Genomic DNA, 21,417 nt, shown 5'->3' on the forward strand with positions numbered 1-21,417 from the left:
CGGCCGAGGCAGGATCGCATCCCTTCCGGACAAAGGCGAATTCCTAACGAAAACTTACCGCGGACCACGATTCCAAAACACGTCTCAAGCATCTGAAATTGCTCATGTTTTATCAATTCCGATGACAGCATCATGGAACCCGGACGGCGGGCGTTTTCCCGCGACTGTGCCTGCCCTGCAACAGCATTTCGGCGAGAACCGTCTATAGTCCGGTCATCAGATCACGGACTTCAGTGCGCTCGCGCCTGCTACGAACCTAAGGTTGGGGATTTCATCATGAAGAAGATTGCACTCGCTCTGACCGCGGTTGCGGCAATGACCGGTTCGGCCTCTGCCGCCGACCTGGCTGCCCGTCCCTACGTGAAGGCCCCGATGGCTGCTCCGGTTGCCAACTGGACCGGCTTCTACGTCTTCGGCGGCGGCGGCGGTGGCCTCTCGAACTCCGACCAGAGCATCGTCTCGACGACGACCGGCACCCCGCTCACCATCACCCAGCGTCAGGGTGGTTCGGGCTGGTTCGGCACCGTCGGTGCCGGTTACGACTGGCAGTTTAACAGCACCTGGGTCGCCGGCGTGTTCGCTGACGGTCAGTTCGGCAGCATCCGCGCCACCGTGCAGGATCCGCTGCTGCAGATCACCGGCAGCCAGAAGCTCGAAGACTCCTGGGCCGCCGGCGTGCGCCTCGGCTGGCTGGTCGCTCCGAACGTTCTGTCCTATGTCAACGGCGGTTACTCGGGCGCCCACTTCGGCAGCACCAATTTCTCGACCTTGGCCGGTGGCGCGACCACCGTTCGCCTCAACGGCTACAACCGCAACGGCTGGTTCGTCGGCGGCGGCGTCGAGAACAGCCTGAACATCTTCGGCATCTCCTCGCCCGGCTGGTTCATGAAGACCGAGTACCGTTCGGCCTTCTACGATGCCAAGACCCAGGACGAGATTTCGACGATCACCAACCTGCCGACCGGCGTGAACAGCGTCCGCGCCAACAGCTGGAACCAGACGATCTCGACCTCGCTGGTCTATCGTTTCAACTGGACCGGCCCGGTCGTCGCCAAGTACTGAGCTGACGAAAAGGTTAGACGTCAAAGCCCCGGCTTCGCCGGGGCTTTTTCGTTATGAGGCCTTGCTAGCGCACAACGCCCGCCTTCAGCGACCGGTAGGCGCCGGCAAGCAGCGTTTCGATGGCGGCCCAGTCGGCCTCGGTGATCCCCTCGCCGCGTGCGTCGCGATAGGCCATCGCTTCCGCCCGCGCGATTCCGAACTGCCTGATCCCGGCATCCTCTGCGCGCTTGCCATAGGTCAGCGCCGCCACGCGCGCGATGGTGATGCCGTAGTCCTGCGGGCCGACGGCCTCGCGGCGCGCCTGCCACCAGTCGAGCTCCAGACGGGCTGCCTCCTCGACATCGAACCCCGCGGGAGCAGCCGCTGCGAAATCGCGGTAGTACGCCAGAAGAGCTGGCAGCGCGGCATTGGCCTCCTGCCGTGAGTGCGTCGGCTGGAACGACTTGGCCGCCTCGGCCGCACTGAACGCGATATGCAGGCTCCTGAACGGGGAGAAGCCGAACTGCGTCCGCGTCGAGGCGTAGAGATGATAGAACAGAGCGGCGTAGCGCTTATCGTAATAGTCGCGCCACATGGCAGTCTCCAGCCGTGCCATTTCGGCCGGATCGAATGCCCGCAGATCCGCCTGGCGCGGAATACCGGCATAAGCCGCGACAAGTGCGGCTAAGGCCGTACCGACGATCAGCTTGCGCACGGACATTCCTCCCGCGGCTTGGGTCCGCAGCCATTGTATCCGAACTGAAGCTACGGATAGTCTGCCAGGAAGTTTTCGCGACCCGTGGCGATCGTTCCTGCCGCGGGTCACGACAGAATCAGACCGATGGGGAGGAATGCATGCGCAGATTTCTGCTTCTAGCAGGCTTGTTTGCCCTCGCTGTCGGGCTGCTCTGGATCGGACAGGGCACGGGCACCCTCGCCTGGCCGCGATCGAGCTTCATGATCAACCAGCTGCAATGGGCGGGCTATGGCGCTGCCATGGCCGGCTTCGGGCTGGTCCTGATCTGGCAGAGCAACCAATAGAAGAAACCAGGAAATAAAGCATGACATCCAACCGGTTCGATCTCCGCGGCAAGGTCGCGATCGTCACAGGAGGCAATGGCGGCATCGGGCTCGGCCTTGCGCACGGGCTCGCCGACGCCGGCGCCGATATCGCGGTGATCGGACGCAACGAAGCCAAATCGTCTGCGGCCGTCGCCGATCTCAAGGCGCGCGGCGTCAAGGCGATATCGGTCACCACCGATGTCACCGACAAGGATGCGGTCGCGGCGATGATCGAGCGCGTCGTCAGGGATCTCGGCCGTGTCGACATTCTGATCAACAATGCCGGCATGAGCATCCGCAAGCCACCGCACGAGCTCGAGCTCGACGAGTGGAACAAGGTGATCGACACCAACCTCACCAGCGCCTTCGTCTGCTCGAAGCTGGCCTATCCGGCGCTGAAGGCATCGGGCAACGGCAAGGTGATCAACATCGGCTCGATGATGTCGATCTTCGGCGCCAGCTTTGCGACGGCCTATGCGGCGAGCAAGGGCGGCATCGTGCAGTACACGCGTGCCTGCGCCAACGCGTGGGCGCCTGACAACATCCAGGTCAATGCGATCCTGCCGGGCTGGATCGACACCGATCTCACCCGCGGCGCACGGAAGCAGGTCTCGGGGCTGCACGAGCGCGTCCTGGCACGCACACCTGCGGGGCGCTGGGGTGACATCGACGACTTCGCCGGCATCGCCGTGTTCCTCGCCTCAGCCGCATCGAACTTCGTCACGGGCACCGCGATCCCCGTCGATGGCGGATTTTCGGTGATGGCGTGAGGCGCCGTCGCGCTGCACGCAAAAAAGAAGCCCCGGTCGAAGCCGGGGCTTTTAAATTGGTCGTGATCTTTTCTTTGATTGGTCGTTTGTTGCTCAGTAGCGCGCGATCACAGGCGCGTCGAACTTGTAGCTGGCGCGGACGACGGCCCACTGGATGTCGCGCGGCTTGGCGTCGAAGGTGTAGTTTCCGGACAGGCCGCCGAGCTGATAGGTCTGGCTGCCGAAGGCCGCGTAATTGTACTCGAGGCCGACGATCCAGTTGCGGGTGATGCCGTATTCCCAGCCGGCGCCGACAGTCCAGCCATTGGCCCAGTGGGTCTGACCGCCCGAGCCTTGCGCCACACCGACGGTGTCGCTGACGTTGAGACGGTTGTTCACGCCGGCATAGCCGCCCTTGACGTAGAACAGGTTGTTCTGAACGGCGAAGCCGGCGCGGCCGACGACGGTCGCGAGAACGTTCGTACGCCAGTTGAAGACGTCATCGCCCGCACCGAACGCGTTGTTCACGACGGTGCCCTTGTTGTCGAGGCCGGAGATCGTGCCCTCCATGCCGAACACGTAGTTGTTGGCCTGCCAGTTGTAGCCGATCTGGGCGCCGCCCATGATGCCGGCACCGCGCTGGCGATAGCCCTGGCCCGGGACGAGGTCGCCGAACGGCGCGCCGGTCCCGTTGTTGATGAACTGCTCGTTGGTCCAGGCGCCACCGATGTGGCCACCGACATAGAATCCGGTCCAGTTGAACAGCGGCTCGATGTAAGCGGGTGCCTTGGTGTAAGGACGCGCGGCGAGATCCGCGGCGGAAGCAGCGCCGGTCGAAACCAGAGCGGTCGTGCAGGCGAAGGCAGCAATCAATTTGTTACGCATGGTACACCCCGTGTCCTTTGATGGGCGCACGCTCACACGCAGTTCTTACTCAAATTTGAATCAACAAAGTTAAGGCGCCGGATTGGCAGTTGGCGGTCTTTGAATCCCCGGATGCTGTTGCACGCGCGCAACGCGAACGCCGCAATTTAACGCAGCGTTATCCCTACCAAATCGCTGCTTCGCGACGCGGGCGAATGCACGTGCTCGGGCCGCACACCGATGGCGATGAAGCGCGCGGGAATTCCCTGGAGCCACGGCCAAGCGGAGATCAGGCGCAGGATCAACGGCACCTTGAACGGTCGGCTATCGCCTTTCAGCGCGCTGCTGACGATGTTGTTCTGCACGACCACCTGCATTGCCTGGGTCATCTTCACCGGAAACTCGCGGCGGCGCCTGACGGAATCGAGCTCATCCTCGGAGGGACAGCCGCGCATCAGCTTCCCCGCGAGCAGATTCGCGGTCGCGACCGCATCCTGCACGGCCAGATTGACGCCGACGCCGCCGATCGGCGACATCGCATGCGCGGCGTCACCGATGCAAAGCAGCCCGGGTCGCGTCCAGCGGCTCAGCCGGTTGATCGCGACCGTCAGCAACTTCACGTCGTCGAAGCTCTTGACCTCAGCGATGCCGTGCTTGAGCACCGGCGCCATGCGCACGACATCATCGAGCAGCGCCTGTAGTCCCCTCGCCTTCACCGCATCATATTGCCCCTTGGCGATGACATAGGCGCATTGCCAGTAATCGCCGCGATCGAAGGTGACCATCATCCTGCCGGGCTCGATGCGCGCAAACAGGTTCTCGGTCTCATCAGGCCTGCGGCCCGCGCGGAACCAGAGCACGTCCATCGGCGCGCCGATCTCCTCGACGGAAAGGCCTGCGCGCTCGCGCACCGTCGAGTGGCGACCGTCGCAGGCGATGGTGAGATCGGCCTCGATGTCGATGGCGCCGTCCGCCGTCCTCGCGCGTACGCCGGCGATCGTGTCGCCGCGGCGGATCAGGTCGACCGCCTCCGTGCTCATCAGCACCTTGAGCGAGGAGAAGCGCTTGCCGGCCTCGCGCAGGAAGTTGAGAAAATCCCATTGCGGCATGAAAGCGATGAAAGGGTATTTCGTGTTTAGCCGGCTGAGATCGGCGATCCGCACCTTGGTGCCGCCGAACAGGCCGTCCATCTGCTGCAAGCGCTGATGCGGCAGCTCGAGAAAGCCGTCGATGAGGCCGAGCTCGTCCATCACCTGAAGCGTCGAGGGATGCACCGTGTCGCCGCGAAAATCGCGGAAGAAATCAGCATGCTTCTCCAGGACCACGACATCGATGCCGGCACGTCCCAGGAGATAGCCGAGCATCATGCCGGCGGGACCGCCGCCGACGACGCAGCAGCGGACCTTCATGGCGCGAGAAGGGGATTGTCGAGGCGTGCTTGCGTCCATCATGCGGGCTCCTGGCGCTGCGATCCACAATGGGATTGTAACGCCCGGCCGCGCGAAAGGCTCAATTTGATCGCAGGAAGCAGGTCAATTGTTGCTGCGGTTCGCCGTCCGGAAAGTCTTGATCTCCGACACGCTGCCGTCACGATAGGTCAATTCGACCGACATGAACTGCGTTGCTGGCGGCAGCTTCTCATAGAGCAGCATGCCGGCCGTGATCGCGGAGGGATCGCGGAGATCGCAAGCCGGCAGTTTCAGCACCTTATCCGGCACCGCCGTGTCGATGCCGATGCGCGCCTCGCGGATCGCGCAGCGATACGACACCAGATGGGAATAATAGACCAGCAGCCCGTTGAACTGGCGGAATGACAGCCAGCTTGTGGCGGTCATGTCGAGGATCTTGCGCTGATCGCGGATCAGGGCTGCTTCCGGATCGAACTTGATCGGGAACGGGCCCTGCATGTCGCCGGAGGCATCGACATAGCGGACCTCGATGGTGCCGGCCTGCGCGTCCGCCGGCAGCTCGATCGAGGGATTCGGCAACCGCTTGCGGGTGCGCGGATCGAGCGTGTCGATGAAGCCGGTCTCACGGAAATCGCCATTGCCGGCCATGCGCCAAGAAATTCCGATGGTGGGATCTGCGAAGGAGAAGGTCACGCTCCAGCCGCCATTGTGGCGCGAGAAGCTCGCGATCGGCGCATTGGTGCTTTCCTCCTTCGGCACCCGCGGGACCGACACCGGCGGCAGCGCGGCGAGCTTTTGCGGCGGCGGATCGGCCGGCCGCGCCGAGGCGGCCGCCGCATCCTTCGCGACACCGCTGAGGAAGACGTCGTCGACCATCTGGTCGAAATAAACCGGCACCTGCTTGTGCTTGACGGTGTCGGCCATCTCGCTGACCAGGCGGCGCGTGTGCTGTGCGACCTGCACGAGGTTCTCGCCGGGCTGGAGCAGCTCCTTGGCGAAGGTGCGCGTGAACACCGAATTCGGATTGGCATCGTCGTTCGAGAGACGATCGAGCGCGGTCTGGCGCGGGCCCGCCGAGAACACCGAGAACACGCCTTCGGGCAGCTGGGTCATCGGCGCGAGCCCGCCGCCGCCGGCGACTGCGCGCGTGCCTGATCGTTCGAACGGGTTGTTGCGGCAGGCGTCGAACACCAAAATCGAGGTGCGCGCCTTCTTGTTCTGGAGGCGCTCGACGACGCGGTCGGCAAGAATCGAGGCGTCGCGCACCAGCTCTTCCTGGCCTTCGGTCGCGGCCGGCACGTCGGTCGGCAGCAGATAGTTCTGGCCCGCGATCTCGAAGCCATGGCCGGCGTAGAAGAAGAACGCGGTGTCGCCGGGCTCGATCACGCGGTCGAAGGCGAGCAGCGTCTCCGTGAATTGCTGACGGTTCTGGTTTTCAGCGACCATCACCTGGAAACCGAGCTGCTTCAGCGTGTCGCCCATGGTGCGCGCGTCGTTGACGGCCTTCACCAGCTTCGGAACGTTCTTGTAGTCGTTGTTGCCGATAACGAGCGCGACGCGCTTCTCGGCATGCGCAACGCTTGCGATGCCGCTGAGGCTCGCCGCCACGCCAAGGGCTGCCACAACTCTGAGAAGCCGACGCGTCATTGTAACATTCCCCTTGCAGCATGGCTCCCGGTGGCTCCATGCGGGCCCCCGCGCCTTTGCTGTGATAGTCGGTCCAGCCGCAGCCACGGTTCAACTGGTCCGTCCCACGGTTCCATCATCTGGCCTATGGCAGATTCGGCTGGAATCTGCTTTTTCTAGGGCAATTGCGCGCAAGCGAGGGGCTGCCGTGTTCCGCTGGTGTACCGACGAAGTCGAACCTCATGACCGCTTCGACTATTGGCGCGAGGTCCGCGCGAAGGGGCTGTTCGGGGTCACCGCTGAGCTCGAGCGCGGACAGCGGACAGGGTTTTACGGGGAATTCTCGTTGAGTCAGCTCGGCCCCGGGGCGCTCGTCGAGCTGAAGGCCTCGCCCTATGGGGTCGAACGCAGCCCATCCGACATCGGCAACGCGCCGGGTGACAGCATCTGCGTCTACCAGCAGCTTGGCGGCGGCGGCTGGTTCGGCGGCATGCGCTCGAGCGAGTTCGCCATTGGCAATGGCAGTTTTGCCACCAGCCATACCGACCTGCCCTACCGCACCAGGCCGCTGGGCGAGGCCGGCTTTCATCTGCGGATCCTGAAGATTCCCGTCAGCGGCCTTGCGACGCAGGACAAGCGCATGCGCGAGCTTGCGCCCAAGACGTTCAACGATGCCATCCTGGCGCCCTTGCTCGATGCCTGTTTTGCCGATCTGGGCGAGGCGGCCGCGGTTGAGGGGTCGCCGGGCGCCGCCCCGCTGGTGCAGGCGCTGGGCCATCTAGCCCTGATCGAGCGCGGCATCGTCAGGCCGGGCAGCCGGCGCGGACAGGCCGCGCTGCGGGCCGCCCGACTGTCACTGGCGCGGCGTCTGATCGCGCGCCATTTGCAGGACCCGGATCTGGCGCCGGCGCAGGTGGCCGACCGGCTCGGCGTCTCCGTGCGTCATCTGCACATGCTGTTCGAGGTCGCCGAGCGCAGCTTCTCGCAGACCGTGACGGAGGAGCGGCTGAAGAGAAGCCGCCGCCTGATGCGCGAAGCGCCGGACCGGCTGATCGCCGACATCGCCACCGCCTGCGGTTTCGAGAGCCTTGCGACCTATTACCGGGTCTTCAACGCCGCCTATGGCATGGCGCCCGGCGATTTCCGCGCTCAGGCCGCAGGGGGGCGTTAACCACCGCCCATGGCCGCTGCAGCTGAAAACCCAGCCTCGCCCGTGATTTGGGCAAAAACCTAAGGGTTTTTAGGGCCTTCCCGCGCCTGCTCCATTGACTTTGGCCGATTCCGCCCTATGTTCCGTGGCGACGCGGCTCAGATCGAAAAGCGATTCCTGAGCCTGGCGCTTTGTTCGCGTGAGTCAGCACCCCCAGCTTCTTTGAGAGCGCGCCGTTTCGGGGTGGAACGCGACAGCCTTTTTACCCTCGATTCCGAACGGCGGTTTCGACCAGAGGCTCAATGTCCTTTTCCAATCTCGGACTGTCCGAAAAAGTCCTCGCCGCAGTCGCGGCCACCGGTTACACCACCCCCACCCCGATTCAGGAACAGGCGATCCCTCACGTCCTCGCACGCAAGGACGTACTCGGCATCGCCCAGACCGGCACCGGCAAGACCGCGGCCTTCGTGCTGCCGATGCTCACCATCCTCGAAAAGGGCCGCGCCCGGGCGCGTATGCCGCGCACGTTGATCCTGGAGCCGACCCGCGAGCTCGCGGCGCAGGTGAAGGAAAACTTCGACCGCTACGGCGCCGGCCAGAAACTCAACGTCGCCCTCCTGATCGGCGGCGTCTCGTTCGGCGATCAGGATGCCAAGCTGACGCGCGGCGTCGACGTGCTGATCGCCACCCCGGGCCGGCTGCTTGACCATACCGAGCGCGGCGGCCTGCTGCTCACCGGCGTCGAACTGCTCGTCATCGACGAAGCCGACCGCATGCTGGACATGGGCTTCATTCCCGACATCGAGCGCATCTGCAAGCTCGTCCCCTTCACGCGGCAGACCCTGTTCTTCACCGCGACCATGCCGCCGGAAATCCGGCGCATCACCGAGGCCTTCCTGCACAATCCGCAGAAGGTCGAGGTCTCCAAGCCCGCCACCACCGCCGTCACGGTCACGCAGTCACAGGTTCCGGCCGGCCGCGAGGCACATGAAAAACGCGAGTTGCTTCGCCGCCTGCTCCGCGAGGCCAAGGACCTCAAGAACGCGATCATCTTCTGCAATCGCAAGCGTGAGGTCGCGATCGTTCACAAGTCACTGCAGAAGCACGGCTTCAGTGTCGGCGCGCTTCACGGCGACATGGACCAGCCGGCCCGCATGGCCGCGCTAGAGCAGTTCCGCAAGGGCGAGCTGCCCCTCCTCGTCGCTTCCGACGTCGCCGCCCGCGGCCTCGACATTCCCGAGGTCAGCCACGTCTTCAATTTCGACGTCCCTCACCATCCCGACGACTATGTCCATCGTGTCGGCCGCACCGGTCGCGCAGGGCGCACCGGCACCGCGATCTCGATCGTCACGCCGCTCGACCAGAAGTCGATGGTCGCGATCGAAAAACTGATCGGCCAGAGCATTCCGCGCGCGGAAGGCGATTACGAGGTGCATGCTGGCAGCGGTGAGCAGAGCGATCGCCCGCGCGAGGAGCGCGGACGCGAGCGGTCTCGCGGCGGACGCGGCAAGCCGCAGCGCGAGCGCGGCCAGCGCGGACACGATCGTGAGCGCAACCACGAACCGCGTGGCGAAGCCAGACATTCGGCCGAAGCACGGCCCGCCGGCGAGCGGCCCGCGCGCGAGGCAAGGCCGCAGCGCGAAGCGCGGCCATCGTCCGAGGCGCGCCACGGCTCGCGCCAACAGGCCAGTACGTCCCACGTGCCATCGATCGGGCGGCCCGAGCCGCGTCGGCAGCGGGAAGCCGACACCGAGCCCGGCGATCATTCGCATCTCCCGGCATTTTTGTTGCGGCCGGTTCGTTCCCCCGCCGGCGCGTGAGGCCACGTTGCACGCCTGAGTTGAACGGTCGGACGTTTACCGACCGTTCATGATCGTCCGTTAGCCTACGAACATAATTTAAGCATTGCTGCGGTCGGTGGGCGCACCGAGCGCTTTGGGGTATGTTCCGTGGTCAAAGTGCTCGACGAACACGAACGCACGATGGCGTTCGCCGAGGTGGCGCTCGGTCAGATCCGATCGCTGAAGCAGACTGCAATTCCCCGCAATTACGAGATTTGGTACGTCTACGCGACCGGCTATAACGCGCCGCTCAACAAGATCATCAACGAGACGCTGGCCCGCAACGGCAAGCTGTCCGAAATCGATCTCGAGCAGATCTACGACACTTATCTCTCCCACATCAAAACGACCGACCGCATCGACAAGGTCGGTGCGCGCGTCATCGGCGAGATCGACGACGTGATGACGGTGCTGAGCGACGCGCTCGGCATGACCGGCTCGTATGACGCCAGCCTGTCGGGCGCGACGGCGCAGCTGTCCTCGGCCAAGAGCCGCGAGCAGATCAAGACGATTGTCGAAGCGCTGCTACGCTCGACCGGTGAAATGCGCGAGACCAACAAGGTGCTGGAAGACCGGCTGACGCTCTCCAAGAACGAGATCAGCAATCTCCAGCAGAGCCTGGAAGCGATCCGTGCCGAGAGCCTCACCGATCCGCTGACGGGTCTGGGCAACCGCAAATATTTCGACCGCATGATCGGCATGGCGGTGCAGAGCGCGCTTGCGAGCGGCGAGCCGCTGTCGCTGCTGCTGTTCGACATCGACCATTTCAAGTCGTTCAACGATTCCTATGGCCACCTCACCGGGGACCAGGTGCTCCGGTTGGTCGGCTTGTCGCTGAAACAGACCATCAAGGGCCAGGACATCACCGCGCGCTACGGCGGCGAGGAATTCGCCGTGGTGCTGCCCAATACGGCGATGCGCCAGGCGCTCACCGTCGCCGACCATATCCGCCGCGCCGTGATGGCGAAGGAATTGAAGAAGAAGTCCACCGGCGAGATCCTCGGCCGGGTCACCATCTCCGTCGGCGTCTCCATGCTGAAACAGGGCGACGATACCGACGCACTGATCGAGCGCGCGGACGCCTGCCTGTACGCGGCCAAACGCAACGGCCGCAATCGCGTGATCTGCGAAGTCGATCCGGAATTCGCGGTCGAGACGCACAACCGGGTGGCGTGAGGCGGACCGCGAGATCCGGCTCCGCTTGACATTCCAACCCGGCGAACGACATCTTCCTCGCCGCCTCACCGCAGAAGACCGCGAGGACTTGTCGCTTGCCCAATCCTCATGATTTTCATACCCCGCAGCCGTCCTACACCAGGGACGAGCTGCTGAGATCGAGCGAAGGCGGCTATTTCGGCCCGGGCAATGCGCAATTGCCGGCCCCGCCGATGCTGATGATGGACCGCATCACCGAAATCAGCCTGGATGGGGGCGACTACGGCAAGGGCCATATCGTCGGCGAGCTCGACATCACACCAGATCGCTGGTTCTTCGATTGCCATTATCACGCCGATGCGGTGATGCCGCCCACTCTCGGGCTCGATGCCATGTGGCAGATGATCGGCTACTGGCTCGGCTGGTCGGGCTCCCCTGGCAAGGGTCGCGCCATCGGCGTCGGAGGTCGAGTGTACCGGCGAAATCAGGCCCACCGCGCAAGGCGTGCGCTACGAGGTTTCCATGCGCATGGTCCGACGCGGCAAGCTGGTGCTCGGAATCGCGGATGGGCGCGTGATTGCCGACGGCATCTGCGTGTTCGTCGCGAAGGATATGAGGGTTGGTCTGACCAAGGCCGTGGATTGATCAAGCCGTCCGCTTGGCGCGCTTTCGCGCCGACGCCTTTTTGGTCGACGTCTTCCTTGCTCTTGCGGGCTTGGTGACTTTCTTCGCCGGCTTGTTCGCAACCTTCTTCCCCTTCGGCCGCTTCTTCACCTTGGCGCGCCGGGCGGCCGCAAGCGCCGCCCTCGCCCATCGGGCCAGCTCCTCGGAATCGTCGAACAGCCGCGCCGGCAGCTCCCAGTAGGAGTTCACCAGCACGGTCTTGGCGCGGGTCGAATACTGAAACGGCTTGGAGCCCTCGGCTTCAAAGTCCGGGATCGTCACCTCGTCGGCGCGGAAGAACAGGCCGGCGCGCAAGGCCAGTGCGAAGTTGACGCCCTCGACGGAGATGCCGTGGCCGGAGAACATCTTTCGGATGGTGACGGGGCCGAAATCGGCAAACAGGTCGATCAGGAATTCGCGGTCCATGGCCAAGCTGCCTCCCCATCCTCGTCCTGGCGAACGCCAGGACCCACTACCCCAGGGAGGAGTTTAGCGAAGATGAGAAGTTACGCCACGCGGTACCGACACCTCCCATGATCGAGAGATCACGCGGTATGGGTCCTGGCGTTCGCCAGGACGACGGCGGAGCAAGACGACAGAACCGGGCTTACCCGTCGATCTTGGCCGGGCGCAGCTCGACCGATTCGCCGCAGCCGCAGGCCGAGATCTGGTTGGGGTTGTTGAAGACGAACTGGGCCTGCATCTTGTCGGCCTTGTAGTCCATCTCGGTGCCGAGCAGGAACAGCACGGCCTTGGGATCGACCAGGATCTTGACGCCCTTGTCCTCGACGACCTCGTCGGTCGGGCGGATCTCGTGGGCGTATTCGACCGTGTAGGACTGGCCGGCGCAGCCGCCGTTCTTCACGCCGACGCGCAGACCCACGATCTCGGAATCGGCGCGCTGGGTCAGCTCGGTGATGCGCTGGGCGGCAGCGTCCGTCAGCCGCATCACCTGTGGGCGCGGACGCCGCGGCTTCGGAGTGGAGGCTGGTGTGACCTGTGTCATGTCAGAGATGTGGTCCCTTGCAGAGCAATTTCAATGTCGAGAGCAGCGTCACCACATGTTGAGCACGAGGCGGGCCTCGTCGCTCATGCGTTCCGGCGTCCAGGCCGGTTCCCAGACAACCTTGACGTCGACCACGCCGACACCGGGAACGCTGGCGACCGCGTTCTCCACCATGGTCGGCAGCTCGCCTGCGGCCGGGCAGTTCGGCGTCGTCAGAGTCATCTGCACATCGACGGAACGGTCGTCCTTGATCTCGACCTTGTAGATCAGGCCGAGTTCATAGATGTCGGCCGGAATTTCCGGGTCGAATACGGTCTTGAGCCCGGCGATGATCTCGCGGGTAAGACGCTCGGTCTCCTCCGGCGGCAGCGCCGAATGGGTCTGCATCGGATTGGCTTTGATTTCGGCCGTGTCACTCATGCGAACAAATCCCGCGCCTTGAGCAGCGCCTGTGCCAGATGATCGACTTCTTCTCGCGTATTATACATGCCGAACGAGGCCCGGCAGGTCGCCGTCACGTTGAACCGCTCTAAAAGCGGCATGACGCAATGGGTGCCGGCACGCACCGCGATGCCCTGGCGGTCGATCACGGTCGCGACGTCGTGGGCATGCGCGCCCTTGAACTCGAAGGAGATCACCGGGCCCTTGCCCCGCGCCGTGCCGATCAGCCGCAGCGAGTTGATTTCGCGCAAGCGTTCCTGGGCGTAGGCGGTGAGGTCGGCCTCGTGCGCGGCGATGCGCTCCTTGCCGATCGAATTGACGTAGTCGATCGCCGCCCCAAGGCCGACGGCCTCGACGATCGCGGGCGTTCCCGCTTCGAACTTGTGCGGGGGATCGCCATAGGTGACGATCTCACGCGAGACCTCGCGGATCATCTCGCCGCCACCGTTGTAGGGGCGCATCGCGACGAGGTGGTCGTACTTGGCCCAGAGCACGCCGATGCCTGTCGGGCCATACACCTTGTGGCCGGTGAACACGTAGAAGTCGCAGCCGATGTCCTGGACGTCGACGGGGAGATGCACCGCGCCCTGGCTGCCGTCGACCAGCACGGGAATGCCGCGCGCGTGCGCGATCTTCACCACGTCCTTGACCGGCACGATGGTGCCGAGCGCATTCGACATCTGCGTGATCGCGACCAGCTTGGTCTTGGGCGTCAGCAGCTTCTCGAACTCGTCGATGAGGAAATTGCCCTCGTCATCAACAGGCGCCCATTTGATCACCGCGCCCTGGCGTTCCCGCAGGAAGTGCCACGGCACGATGTTGGAGTGGTGCTCCATGATCGAGAGGACGATCTCGTCGCCTTCTCCGATGTTCGGCCCGCCCCAGGACGAGGCGACCAGATTGATCGCCTCGGTGGCGTTGCGGGTGAAGATCACTTCTTCCGTTCGCGGCGCGTTGATGAACTGCGCCACCTTGGTGCGACCGCCCTCGTAAGCCTCCGTCGCCGCATTGGCGAGGTAATGCAGGCCGCGATGCACGTTGGCGTATTCGGTCTGATAGGCTCGCGTCATGCGGTCGAGCACGGCGCTGGGCTTCTGCGCCGAGGCGGCGTTGTCGAGATAGACCAGATTCTTGCCGTAGACCTGCATGGCGAGCGCCGGAAAATCCTGGCGCACGCGCGCGACGTCGTAGGCGCCGTTCCTGACTGCGGGATGCGTGCTCATGACCGCCGCTCCAGCCAGCGCTCGGCAATGCCGATCACGTGCTCGCGCAAGACATCGTCGGCGATCTGCTCGATCGCCTCGCCGACGAACGCCTGGATCAGCAGCGCCTGGGCCTGCTTCTCGGGCAGGCCGCGGGCCTTCAGATAGAATAACAGGCTGTCGTCCAGCGCTCCGGCGGTGGCGCCGTGGCCGCAGGAGACGTCGTCGGCAAAGATCTCGAGCTCGGGCTTGTTGTCGGCCTCGGCCTCATCCGAGAGCAGCAGCGCCCGCGTCATCATCTTGCCGTCGGTTTTCTGCGCGTCGGGACGGACGATGATGCGACCCTGGAACACCGAATGGGCGCGATCGTCGATCACGGCGCGGAAGACTTCGCGGCTGACGCAGTTCGGCACGGCATGGTCGACCACCAGCGTGGTGTCGCCATGCTCGGTCTTCTGCAACAAATTGACGCCGTTGGCCGAGAGCTCACTGCCCTCGCCTGCCAGCATGATGAAACCCTGCAGGCGGCTCACGGCGGCGCCGGTGGTCATGTTGAAGAAGTTGAATTTCACGGCGGCACCGACGGTGACGAAGTGCGAGGAGACGTTTACCGCGTCGGGCGCGTCATCCATCAGGCGGATATGCGCGACGTCGGCATCGTCGCCGATCGTGACGAGCACGGCGTCGTTGACCTGATAGGCCTTGGCGCCCGCCGAAATGAAGCTCTCGACGATGGTTGCGCGCGCGCCCTTCCCGATCGCGACCTGCGAACGGGTGAAGCTCGATGCGGCCGCGGCGGTCGCGATGTGGAGGATCTGGATCGGAGCGGAGAGCTGTGCGCCGTCCGCGATATCGAGCACCACGCCGTCCGTCGCCATCGCAGCGTTCAGCGCGATCACGGCGTCGGTCGACACGGTCTTCAGGGGACCCGCGTCCTTCGCCAGCGCCTCGCGGAGCGTCCTGAAGCCCGCCTCGGCGGCGAGCGCCTTGACGTCGGACAGGTCGGCCGCGAACACGCCGTCGACCAGCACCAGCTTGCGGGCGCCGGCGATCGCATGGGACTTCACGGCCTCCGCGGCGCGCTTCAACGCGGCCGCATCGGGAGCGGCTGCCAGCGGCAGCACCTCGCCGACCAGCGCGCGCAGGTCGGTGTATTTCCATTCCTCGATCCGGCGATGCGGCAGGCCGAGACGCTCATAGGTCTCGAACGCCTCGCGGCGCACCGCGATCACATCAGGCGAACCCGGCAGGCGGCCTTCGGCGCTGGCGAAGAGATCGCTCACCGCGCGGCCGCTCCCGGTCTTTGCCACAGCAACGTTCATCGCAACATTCCTTACGCGGCGTCCTCGAACTGGGCGTAGCCGGACGCTTCCAGCTCCAGCGCCAGATCCTTGCCGCCGCTCTTCACGACACGGCCCCTCGACATCACGTGCACCACGTCGGGCACGATGTAGTTGAGCAGCCGCTGATAGTGGGTGATCACGACCATCGCGCGCTTCGGCGAGCGCAGCGCGTTGACGCCGTCGGCTGCGATGCGCAGCGCATCGATGTCGAGGCCCGAATCCATCTCGTCGAGGATGCACAGGCTCGGCTCGAACAGCGCCATCTGCAGCACCTCGTTGCGCTTCTTCTCGCCGCCGGAGAAGCCGACATTGACGCCGCGCTTGAGCATGTCCTGCGGGATGTTCAGCGACTTCGAGACTTCGCGGACTTTCTTCAGGAAGTCCGGCGTCGAATATTCGCTCTCGCCGCGGGCCTTGCGCTGTGCGTTCAGCGCGGTGCGCAGGAAGGTCATGGTGGCAACGCCGGGGATCTCGACCGGATACTGGAACGCCAGGAACACGCCCTTGGCGGCGCGCTCGTCCGGCGACATCTCCAGCAGGTCCTCGCCCTTGAACAGGATCTGCCCGTCGGTGACCTCGTAGCCGGGCTTGCCGGCGATGACGTGCGAGAGCGTCGACTTGCCGGAGCCGTTCGGCCCCATGATCGCGTGCACCTCGCCCTCGTTCACGGTCAGCGTCAGCCCGTGGAGGATCTCACGCTCCTCGACACGAACCTTGAGGTCTTTCACTTCAAGCAAAGCCATCTTGGTATCCAGTCTATTCAGATGATGTTGGAGCGCGCAAAGCGCGCTGCGAGGGTCGGTGTTAACCGACCGACCCTTCAAGCGAGATCGAGATCAGCTTCTGCGCTTCCACCGCGAATTCCATCGGCAGCTGCTGCAGCACGTCCTTGACGAAGCCGTTGACGACGAGGCCGACCGCCTCTTCCTGCGAGAGGCCGCGCTGGATGCAGTAGAACAGCACGTCCTCGGAGATCTTCGAGGTCGTCGCCTCATGCTCGAACGTGGCCGAGGAGTTCTTTGCTTCGATGTACGGCACGGTGTGTGCGCCGCATTTATCGCCGATCAGGAGCGAATCGCACGCGGTGAAGTTGCGCGCGCCGGTGGCTTTCCGGTGAGCGGTGACGAGACCGCGATAAGTGTTCTGCGACTTGCCGGCGGCGATGCCCTTGGAGATGATGCGGCTCGACGTGTTCTTGCCGAGATGAATCATCTTGGTGCCGGAATCGACCTGCTGGAAGCCGTTCGAGATCGCGATCGAATAGAACTCGCCGCGCGAATTATCACCGCGCAGGATGCAGCTCGGATACTTCCATGTGATGGCGGAGCCGGTTTCGACCTGGGTCCAGGAGATCTTGGAGTTGGCGCCGCGGCAGTCGCCACGCTTGGTGACGAAATTGTAGATGCCGCCCTTGCCTTCCGAATTGCCGGGGTACCAGTTCTGCACCGTCGAGTACTTGATCTCGGCATCGTCATGCGCGACCAGCTCGACCACGGCGGCGTGCAGCTGGTTCTCGTCGCGCTGCGGCGCGGTGCAGCCTTCGAGATAGGAGACGTAGGAACCCTTATCGGCGATGATCAGCGTGCGCTCGAACTGGCCGGTGTTGCGCTCGTTGATGCGGAAATAGGTCGACAGCTCCATCGGGCAGCGCACGCCCGGCGGCACGTAGACGAACGAGCCGTCGGAGAACACCGCCGAGTTCAGCGTGGCGTAGAAATTGTCCGAGGTCGGGACCACCGAGCCGAGATACTTCTGCACCAGTTCCGGGTGCTCGCGGATCGCTTCTGAAATCGGCATGAAGATCACGCCGGCCTTCTTCAGCTCCGCTTTGAAGGTGGTCGCAACCGAGACCGAATCGAAGACAGCATCGACCGCGATCTTGCGGCGCGCAGGGTCTTCCTCGCCCACCTTCGGCTCGACGCCCTCGAGCATGGCGACTTCCCGCAAGGGAATGCCGAGCTTCTCGTAGGTCTTCAGGATCTCCGGATCGATCTCGTCGAGCGAGGTCACCGTCTTCTTCGGCTTCGGCGCCGCGTAGTAATAGAGGTCCTGGAAGTCGATCTTGGGATAGTCGACGCGCGCCCAGGTCGGCTCCTGCATGGTCAGCCAACGCCTAAAAGCCTCCAGCCGCCACTGGAGCATCCAGGCGGGTTCATTCTTCTTCTGGGAGATGAATTTGACGATCTCTACCGAAAGCCCCTTGGGCGCCTTCTCGGAGTCGATCAGGGTCTCAAACCCATAACGATACTGGTCGACGTCGATGCGCTTGACGCGCTCGACCGTCTCTTGAACGGCTGGCATTCCATCCTCCGCTCGTGGTTTCAAGGACCACGGTGGATCAAACTCGAACGACTATTACGATGTTTCTATGCGGAAAGCACGGGCTTAGAACGGTTCAAGCCGTGTTTCGTCGCTTAGGCTCTAAGTAGGGTATTACCGAGCTTTCGCCAAGCCTCCAACGCCCGATTGATGTCCTCAGGTGCCGTGGACCAGCCCAGACTGAGGCGCACCGCTCCTTGGGCAACGGTGGCATCGTACCCCATTGCCGAAAGCACGTGGGACGGCTGGACCTTGCCCGAGGAACAGGCCGAGCCGGAAGAAACGGCGATTCCTTCGAGGTCAAATCCGATCACCGCAGTCTCGGCCTTCAGGCCGGGCGCGGTAAACAAAACGGTATTTGGCAACCTTTTCACATCTTCAGCGAAGACAATCGCTCCCGCAATTCCGCGAAGACCAATTCCCAAGTGGTCTCTAAGGCTTGCCATCCGCTTCGCATCCTCAGGGAGAGCCTGAAGGGCGGCTTTCACCGCGGCGCCAAAGCCAGCGATCCCCGCGACATTCTCGGTTCCCGCCCGCCGGCCGAGTTCCTGCCCGCCGCCGCGGAGCACCGGTTCCAATCCGGCAAGTCCCTCGGCCACGATAAGCGCACCGACACCCTTAGGGCCGCCGATCTTGTGCGCAGAAAACGTCGCAAGGTCCGCGCCTACCGCGTTAAGATTGAACGCAATTTTCCCGAGCGCCTGGATCGCATCGACATGCACGAGGCCGCCGGCCTCGTGAATGAGCCCTGCCGCCTCAGCCACGGGCTGGAGCGCCCCGGTCTCATTGTTGGCCGCCATGATGGAGACCAAGGCCGGCGGACCATCGGCGAGCAGCCCGCGGAGGTGGTCGAGATCGACCACGCCGGAGCGGGTGACCCGGATCTGGCCGATACTTTCAGCAGGGAACCGGCCGCCCGCCAGCACCGAGGCATGCTCGACCGCGGAGACCAGAAGCCGCCGCACCTGCCCACCCGACGAGCCGCGAAGGCCGGGCGATAGCGCCAGCGCATTGGCCTCGGTTCCGGAGGACGTAAAGACCACGTTCCGCGGCAGCGCGCCCACGGCCGCCGCCAGCGCGGCGCGGGCCTCCTCGACCAGCCGCCGCGCCTCCCGCCCTTCGGCATGGACCGAGGACGGATTGCCGATCAGTTCGTACGCAGCCAGCATCGCGGCGCGCGCTTCGGCACGCAGCGGCGTGGTCGCATTCCAGTCGAGATAGACACGGCTTGGCATGGCGCCCTCTTAGCACCTTTTGGCATCGCGCCAATCGGGCGCCGCCGCACATCAGGACGGCTGTTGCTGCGCGATCCCGGCGACGGAACGCGGCTCCATCCGCAGCCCAAACAACGGCCGCAACCAGCCGCTCCGCCGCACGATCTCATAGGTCGCCACACAGGTCAGCGCGGTGGCGGAAATCACGAGTGCAGCCTCGCCTCCCGCAGAGAGGCCGCTGCCGCGCAGCGCGTACGCGACCACAATGATCGCGGTCTGATGCACGATGTAGAAGGGAAAGATCGCGTCGGTCAGATAGCGGCGGACCGGGCCGTCGGCCGTCAGATAGCGCCGCGCAAAGCCGAGCACCGCGACCATCGCCAGCCATTGGTAACAGCCATAGGCCGAGTTGGCGAACCATCGCAGCATTGGCGAGCGCTGGAACGCGCCGACATAGACGAGTACAAAAGAGGTAAAGCAAGCGGCGGCAAGGATCAGAGTCACCCAGCGTTGCCGCTCGATGTCATGCCAGATGCGGCCCTCGCGTGCGAGCAGGAAGCCGATCAGGAACGCGGTCGCATAGTCGGCATGGTTGTACCAGTCGCCGAACAGAGCATACGTCGATGGGAAGATCGGCGCGAGAGATAGTCGCCAGGCTGCAAACAGCAGGCACGGCAGCACCAGCAGCCATGGCCCTGCGAGCACGGCCGGGAGCCTCTGGCCGATCCGGTTCGCAGCCGCCGGCCACAGCGCCAGCACGACGGCCAGGGCCATGGTGTAGACCCAGAGATAGACCACGAACCAAAGATGATTCCAGGTCGGCTGCACGATGCAGGGGGTCGGACAGAACTGCGCGCCGAACGCCAGATAGTGATTGAAGTAGAAGTCGGCGAAACCGGCGGGATAGCCGAGGGCCTCGACGATCTGCAGATACGATTGCGGCGGCACGATCACGAGCATACCGAAGACCAGCGGAATCAGCAGCCGCACCGATCGCGCCCGAACGAACGCCGCGAGCTGGACCTTATCCAGCATGAAGCGACTGGCGACCCCGGAGACCAGGAACAAGAGCGACAGCCGCCAGGGATTGAGCACCAGCATCACCGGTTCGAGAAAGGTCAGCCGGTGCTCGCTCTTGATGTGAAATCCCCAGGACACATAGAGCATGCCAACATGGTAGAAGATCAGCAGCCCAAAGGCTAAAATCCGCACCCAGTCCAGATCGATGCGTCGTTCCGAACCTGATGCTTGCTGTAGTGTTGACATGAATCTCTGCTCCCTAATCTCTCGATATCAGCGGTTTTGGGGCCATGGCTGACGGCCAAAATGCGCCCGAAACAGAGCGCGTCGAGGCGGTTTGGGATCAGAACCGAACGCGAGGGGACGAGGCGTCGTCCCCAGGGACGAGCGGTTGGCGCCGCGGGATCAGTGGCGACTGGACGACGTTCGCTGCGATCGCCGCCATCGCCTTCACCATCGGCGTCGTCAACGCCCTCTCCGGCGCACAGGATGCTGCCTGGCGCGGCGACAGCGCCGATATCGGCCGGCGCCTGTTCTGGGAGATGTCGAGCATCATCGTCATTCTGGCGCTGGTGCCGATCCTGATGCTCTCCGTCCAGCGCATGCGGGGAACTGCATCTCTCGCGACCCGGATCGGAATCGCTGTAGTCGCCCTGCTCGCCTTCTCGGCCCTCCACATCGCCGGCATGGTCAGCCTACGAAAGCTCATGCTCTGGCTCGCGGGCAGCACTTACGATTTCCATTTCTCGCTGGCATCGATCCTCTACGAGTTCCGCAAGGACGCCGTGACCGCATTGCTGATCGGGGCGACGCTCTGGCTGCTCGACAGCCGCCGCGAGTTGCGCAAGGCCGCGCAGGAAGCCCAATCCAATCCGGCCGCTTCGCTGGAGCAAGCGTCCCCGAATCTGATCTGGCTCCGGGACGGCACCAGCCGGATTCGCGTCGCGCCGCGCGACATCCTGTGGGTCGCCTCCGCCGGCAATTACATCGAATACAGCCTTGCCAACGGCACGCAGCACCTGATCAGGGGCACGCTTGCCGCGACCGAGAGCGAGCTCGCCCGTTTCGCCATCGTGCGCGTTCACCGCACCCGGCTGGCCAATCTCGACCGCGTCAGCGGCGTAGACTTCAAGCCGTCAGGCGACTTCGAGCTCACCTTCGACAACGGCAAGACGCTTGGCGGCAGCCGCCGCTACCGGCCCGCCGTCGCCTCGCTCGGAGGCCGCGGCGCGCCCGAGTGAATCGCCCATTGGATCGCCCAACAAACGATAAACGATCGTGATTCCAATCGGTTGCCGCCTCAACACCCGCC

General features: G+C 64.2%; 20 protein-coding genes and 1 pseudogene. 8 read left to right on the forward strand and 13 right to left on the reverse strand.

All coding sequences use genetic code 11. The features are described 5' to 3' along the window. The first annotated feature begins 276 nt into the window (after positions 1–276). On the forward strand, positions 277–1,062 hold the full coding sequence (locus XH91_RS19175) for an outer membrane protein (protein ID WP_128952012.1): 786 nt from the start codon (positions 277–279) through the stop codon (positions 1,060–1,062). 64 nt (positions 1,063–1,126) lie between these two features. Here the strand turns inward: XH91_RS19175 and XH91_RS19180 are convergent, their stop codons facing one another. Then, on the reverse strand, positions 1,127–1,756 hold the full coding sequence (locus XH91_RS19180; protein WP_128952013.1) for a hypothetical protein: 630 nt from the start codon (positions 1,754–1,756) through the stop codon (positions 1,127–1,129). Between the two features lie 140 nt (positions 1,757–1,896). On the opposite strand from XH91_RS19180, the gene XH91_RS19185 reads away from it, so the two are divergent. Next, positions 1,897–2,082, forward strand: a complete 186-nt coding sequence (locus XH91_RS19185) for a hypothetical protein (protein WP_128952014.1) — start codon at positions 1,897–1,899, stop codon at positions 2,080–2,082. A 20-nt stretch (positions 2,083–2,102) separates the two neighbouring features. Further along, positions 2,103–2,873: an SDR family NAD(P)-dependent oxidoreductase gene (locus tag XH91_RS19190; protein WP_128952015.1), complete on the forward strand. Its 771-nt coding sequence runs from the start codon at positions 2,103–2,105 to the stop codon at positions 2,871–2,873. A 93-nt stretch (positions 2,874–2,966) separates the two neighbouring features. Here the strand turns inward: XH91_RS19190 and XH91_RS19195 are convergent, their stop codons facing one another. The 3 genes from XH91_RS19195 to XH91_RS19205 form a co-directional block, all read right to left on the reverse strand. Further along, on the reverse strand, positions 2,967–3,737 hold the full coding sequence (locus XH91_RS19195) for an outer membrane protein (protein ID WP_128952016.1): 771 nt from the start codon (positions 3,735–3,737) through the stop codon (positions 2,967–2,969). A 146-nt stretch (positions 3,738–3,883) separates the two neighbouring features. Next, positions 3,884–5,164, reverse strand: a complete 1,281-nt coding sequence (locus XH91_RS19200; RefSeq protein WP_164933824.1) for an FAD-dependent oxidoreductase — start codon at positions 5,162–5,164, stop codon at positions 3,884–3,886. An 84-nt stretch (positions 5,165–5,248) separates the two neighbouring features. Beyond that, on the reverse strand, positions 5,249–6,772 hold the full coding sequence (locus XH91_RS19205) for a caspase family protein (RefSeq protein WP_128952017.1): 1,524 nt from the start codon (positions 6,770–6,772) through the stop codon (positions 5,249–5,251). A 187-nt stretch (positions 6,773–6,959) separates the two neighbouring features. Between XH91_RS19205 and XH91_RS19210 the strand changes: the two genes are divergently transcribed. From XH91_RS19210 to fabA, 4 genes and pseudogenes are all read left to right on the forward strand, one after another. Next, a complete protein-coding gene (locus XH91_RS19210) occupies positions 6,960–7,922 on the forward strand; it encodes a helix-turn-helix transcriptional regulator (RefSeq protein WP_128952018.1) in 963 nt (320 codons plus the stop codon). 281 nt (positions 7,923–8,203) lie between these two features. Further along, positions 8,204–9,721 (forward strand): DEAD/DEAH box helicase, encoded by a 1,518-nt coding sequence (locus XH91_RS19215; RefSeq protein WP_128952019.1) that lies wholly within the window; start codon positions 8,204–8,206, stop codon positions 9,719–9,721. Positions 9,722–9,850: 129 nt separating this feature from the next. After that, positions 9,851–10,918, forward strand: coding sequence for a GGDEF domain-containing protein (locus XH91_RS19220; RefSeq protein WP_128952020.1), 1,068 nt, complete (start codon positions 9,851–9,853; stop codon positions 10,916–10,918). A gap of 95 nt (positions 10,919–11,013) precedes the next feature. Then, a pseudogene (gene fabA / locus XH91_RS19225) lies at positions 11,014–11,542 on the forward strand (bifunctional 3-hydroxydecanoyl-ACP dehydratase/trans-2-decenoyl-ACP isomerase). Here the strand turns inward: fabA and XH91_RS19230 are convergent. From XH91_RS19230 to XH91_RS19270, 9 genes are all read right to left on the reverse strand, one after another. Further along, a complete protein-coding gene (locus XH91_RS19230; RefSeq protein ID WP_128952021.1) occupies positions 11,543–11,986 on the reverse strand; it encodes a TfoX/Sxy family protein in 444 nt (147 codons plus the stop codon). Positions 11,987–12,167: 181 nt separating this feature from the next. Beyond that, a complete protein-coding gene (locus XH91_RS19235) occupies positions 12,168–12,566 on the reverse strand; it encodes a HesB/IscA family protein (protein WP_128952022.1) in 399 nt (132 codons plus the stop codon). Between the two features lie 48 nt (positions 12,567–12,614). Next, positions 12,615–12,986 carry an SUF system Fe-S cluster assembly protein gene (locus XH91_RS19240; RefSeq protein WP_128952023.1) on the reverse strand — a complete coding sequence of 124 codons (372 nt, stop codon included), beginning with the start codon at positions 12,984–12,986 and terminating at the stop codon, positions 12,615–12,617. Then, positions 12,983–14,230, reverse strand: coding sequence for a cysteine desulfurase (locus XH91_RS19245; protein ID WP_128952024.1), 1,248 nt, complete (start codon positions 14,228–14,230; stop codon positions 12,983–12,985). The genes XH91_RS19240 and XH91_RS19245 overlap by 4 nt, the downstream gene beginning before the upstream one ends. Continuing rightward, complete coding sequence (gene sufD, locus XH91_RS19250) at positions 14,227–15,531, reverse strand: Fe-S cluster assembly protein SufD (RefSeq protein WP_128952025.1); 1,305 nt, start codon at positions 15,529–15,531, stop codon at positions 14,227–14,229. The genes XH91_RS19245 and sufD overlap by 4 nt, the downstream gene beginning before the upstream one ends. Before the next feature lie 11 nt (positions 15,532–15,542). Continuing rightward, complete coding sequence (sufC, locus tag XH91_RS19255; RefSeq protein WP_128952026.1) at positions 15,543–16,295, reverse strand: Fe-S cluster assembly ATPase SufC; 753 nt, start codon at positions 16,293–16,295, stop codon at positions 15,543–15,545. 61 nt (positions 16,296–16,356) lie between these two features. Continuing rightward, positions 16,357–17,853 (reverse strand): Fe-S cluster assembly protein SufB, encoded by a 1,497-nt coding sequence (gene sufB / locus XH91_RS19260; protein ID WP_128952027.1) that lies wholly within the window; start codon positions 17,851–17,853, stop codon positions 16,357–16,359. 113 nt (positions 17,854–17,966) lie between these two features. Further along, positions 17,967–19,106 carry a cysteine desulfurase family protein gene (locus XH91_RS19265; RefSeq protein WP_128952028.1) on the reverse strand — a complete coding sequence of 380 codons (1,140 nt, stop codon included), beginning with the start codon at positions 19,104–19,106 and terminating at the stop codon, positions 17,967–17,969. A gap of 51 nt (positions 19,107–19,157) precedes the next feature. Next, positions 19,158–20,351: an acyltransferase family protein gene (locus XH91_RS19270; protein ID WP_164933801.1), complete on the reverse strand. Its 1,194-nt coding sequence runs from the start codon at positions 20,349–20,351 to the stop codon at positions 19,158–19,160. Between the two features lie 44 nt (positions 20,352–20,395). On the opposite strand from XH91_RS19270, the gene XH91_RS19275 reads away from it, so the two are divergent. Further along, on the forward strand, positions 20,396–21,346 hold the full coding sequence (locus XH91_RS19275) for a LytTR family DNA-binding domain-containing protein (RefSeq protein WP_128952030.1): 951 nt from the start codon (positions 20,396–20,398) through the stop codon (positions 21,344–21,346). The last annotated feature ends 71 nt before the right edge of the window (positions 21,347–21,417 follow it).

The sequence above is a fragment of the Bradyrhizobium guangzhouense genome (assembly GCF_004114955.1).
Taxonomy (GTDB): Bacteria; Pseudomonadota; Alphaproteobacteria; order Rhizobiales; family Xanthobacteraceae; genus Bradyrhizobium; species Bradyrhizobium guangzhouense.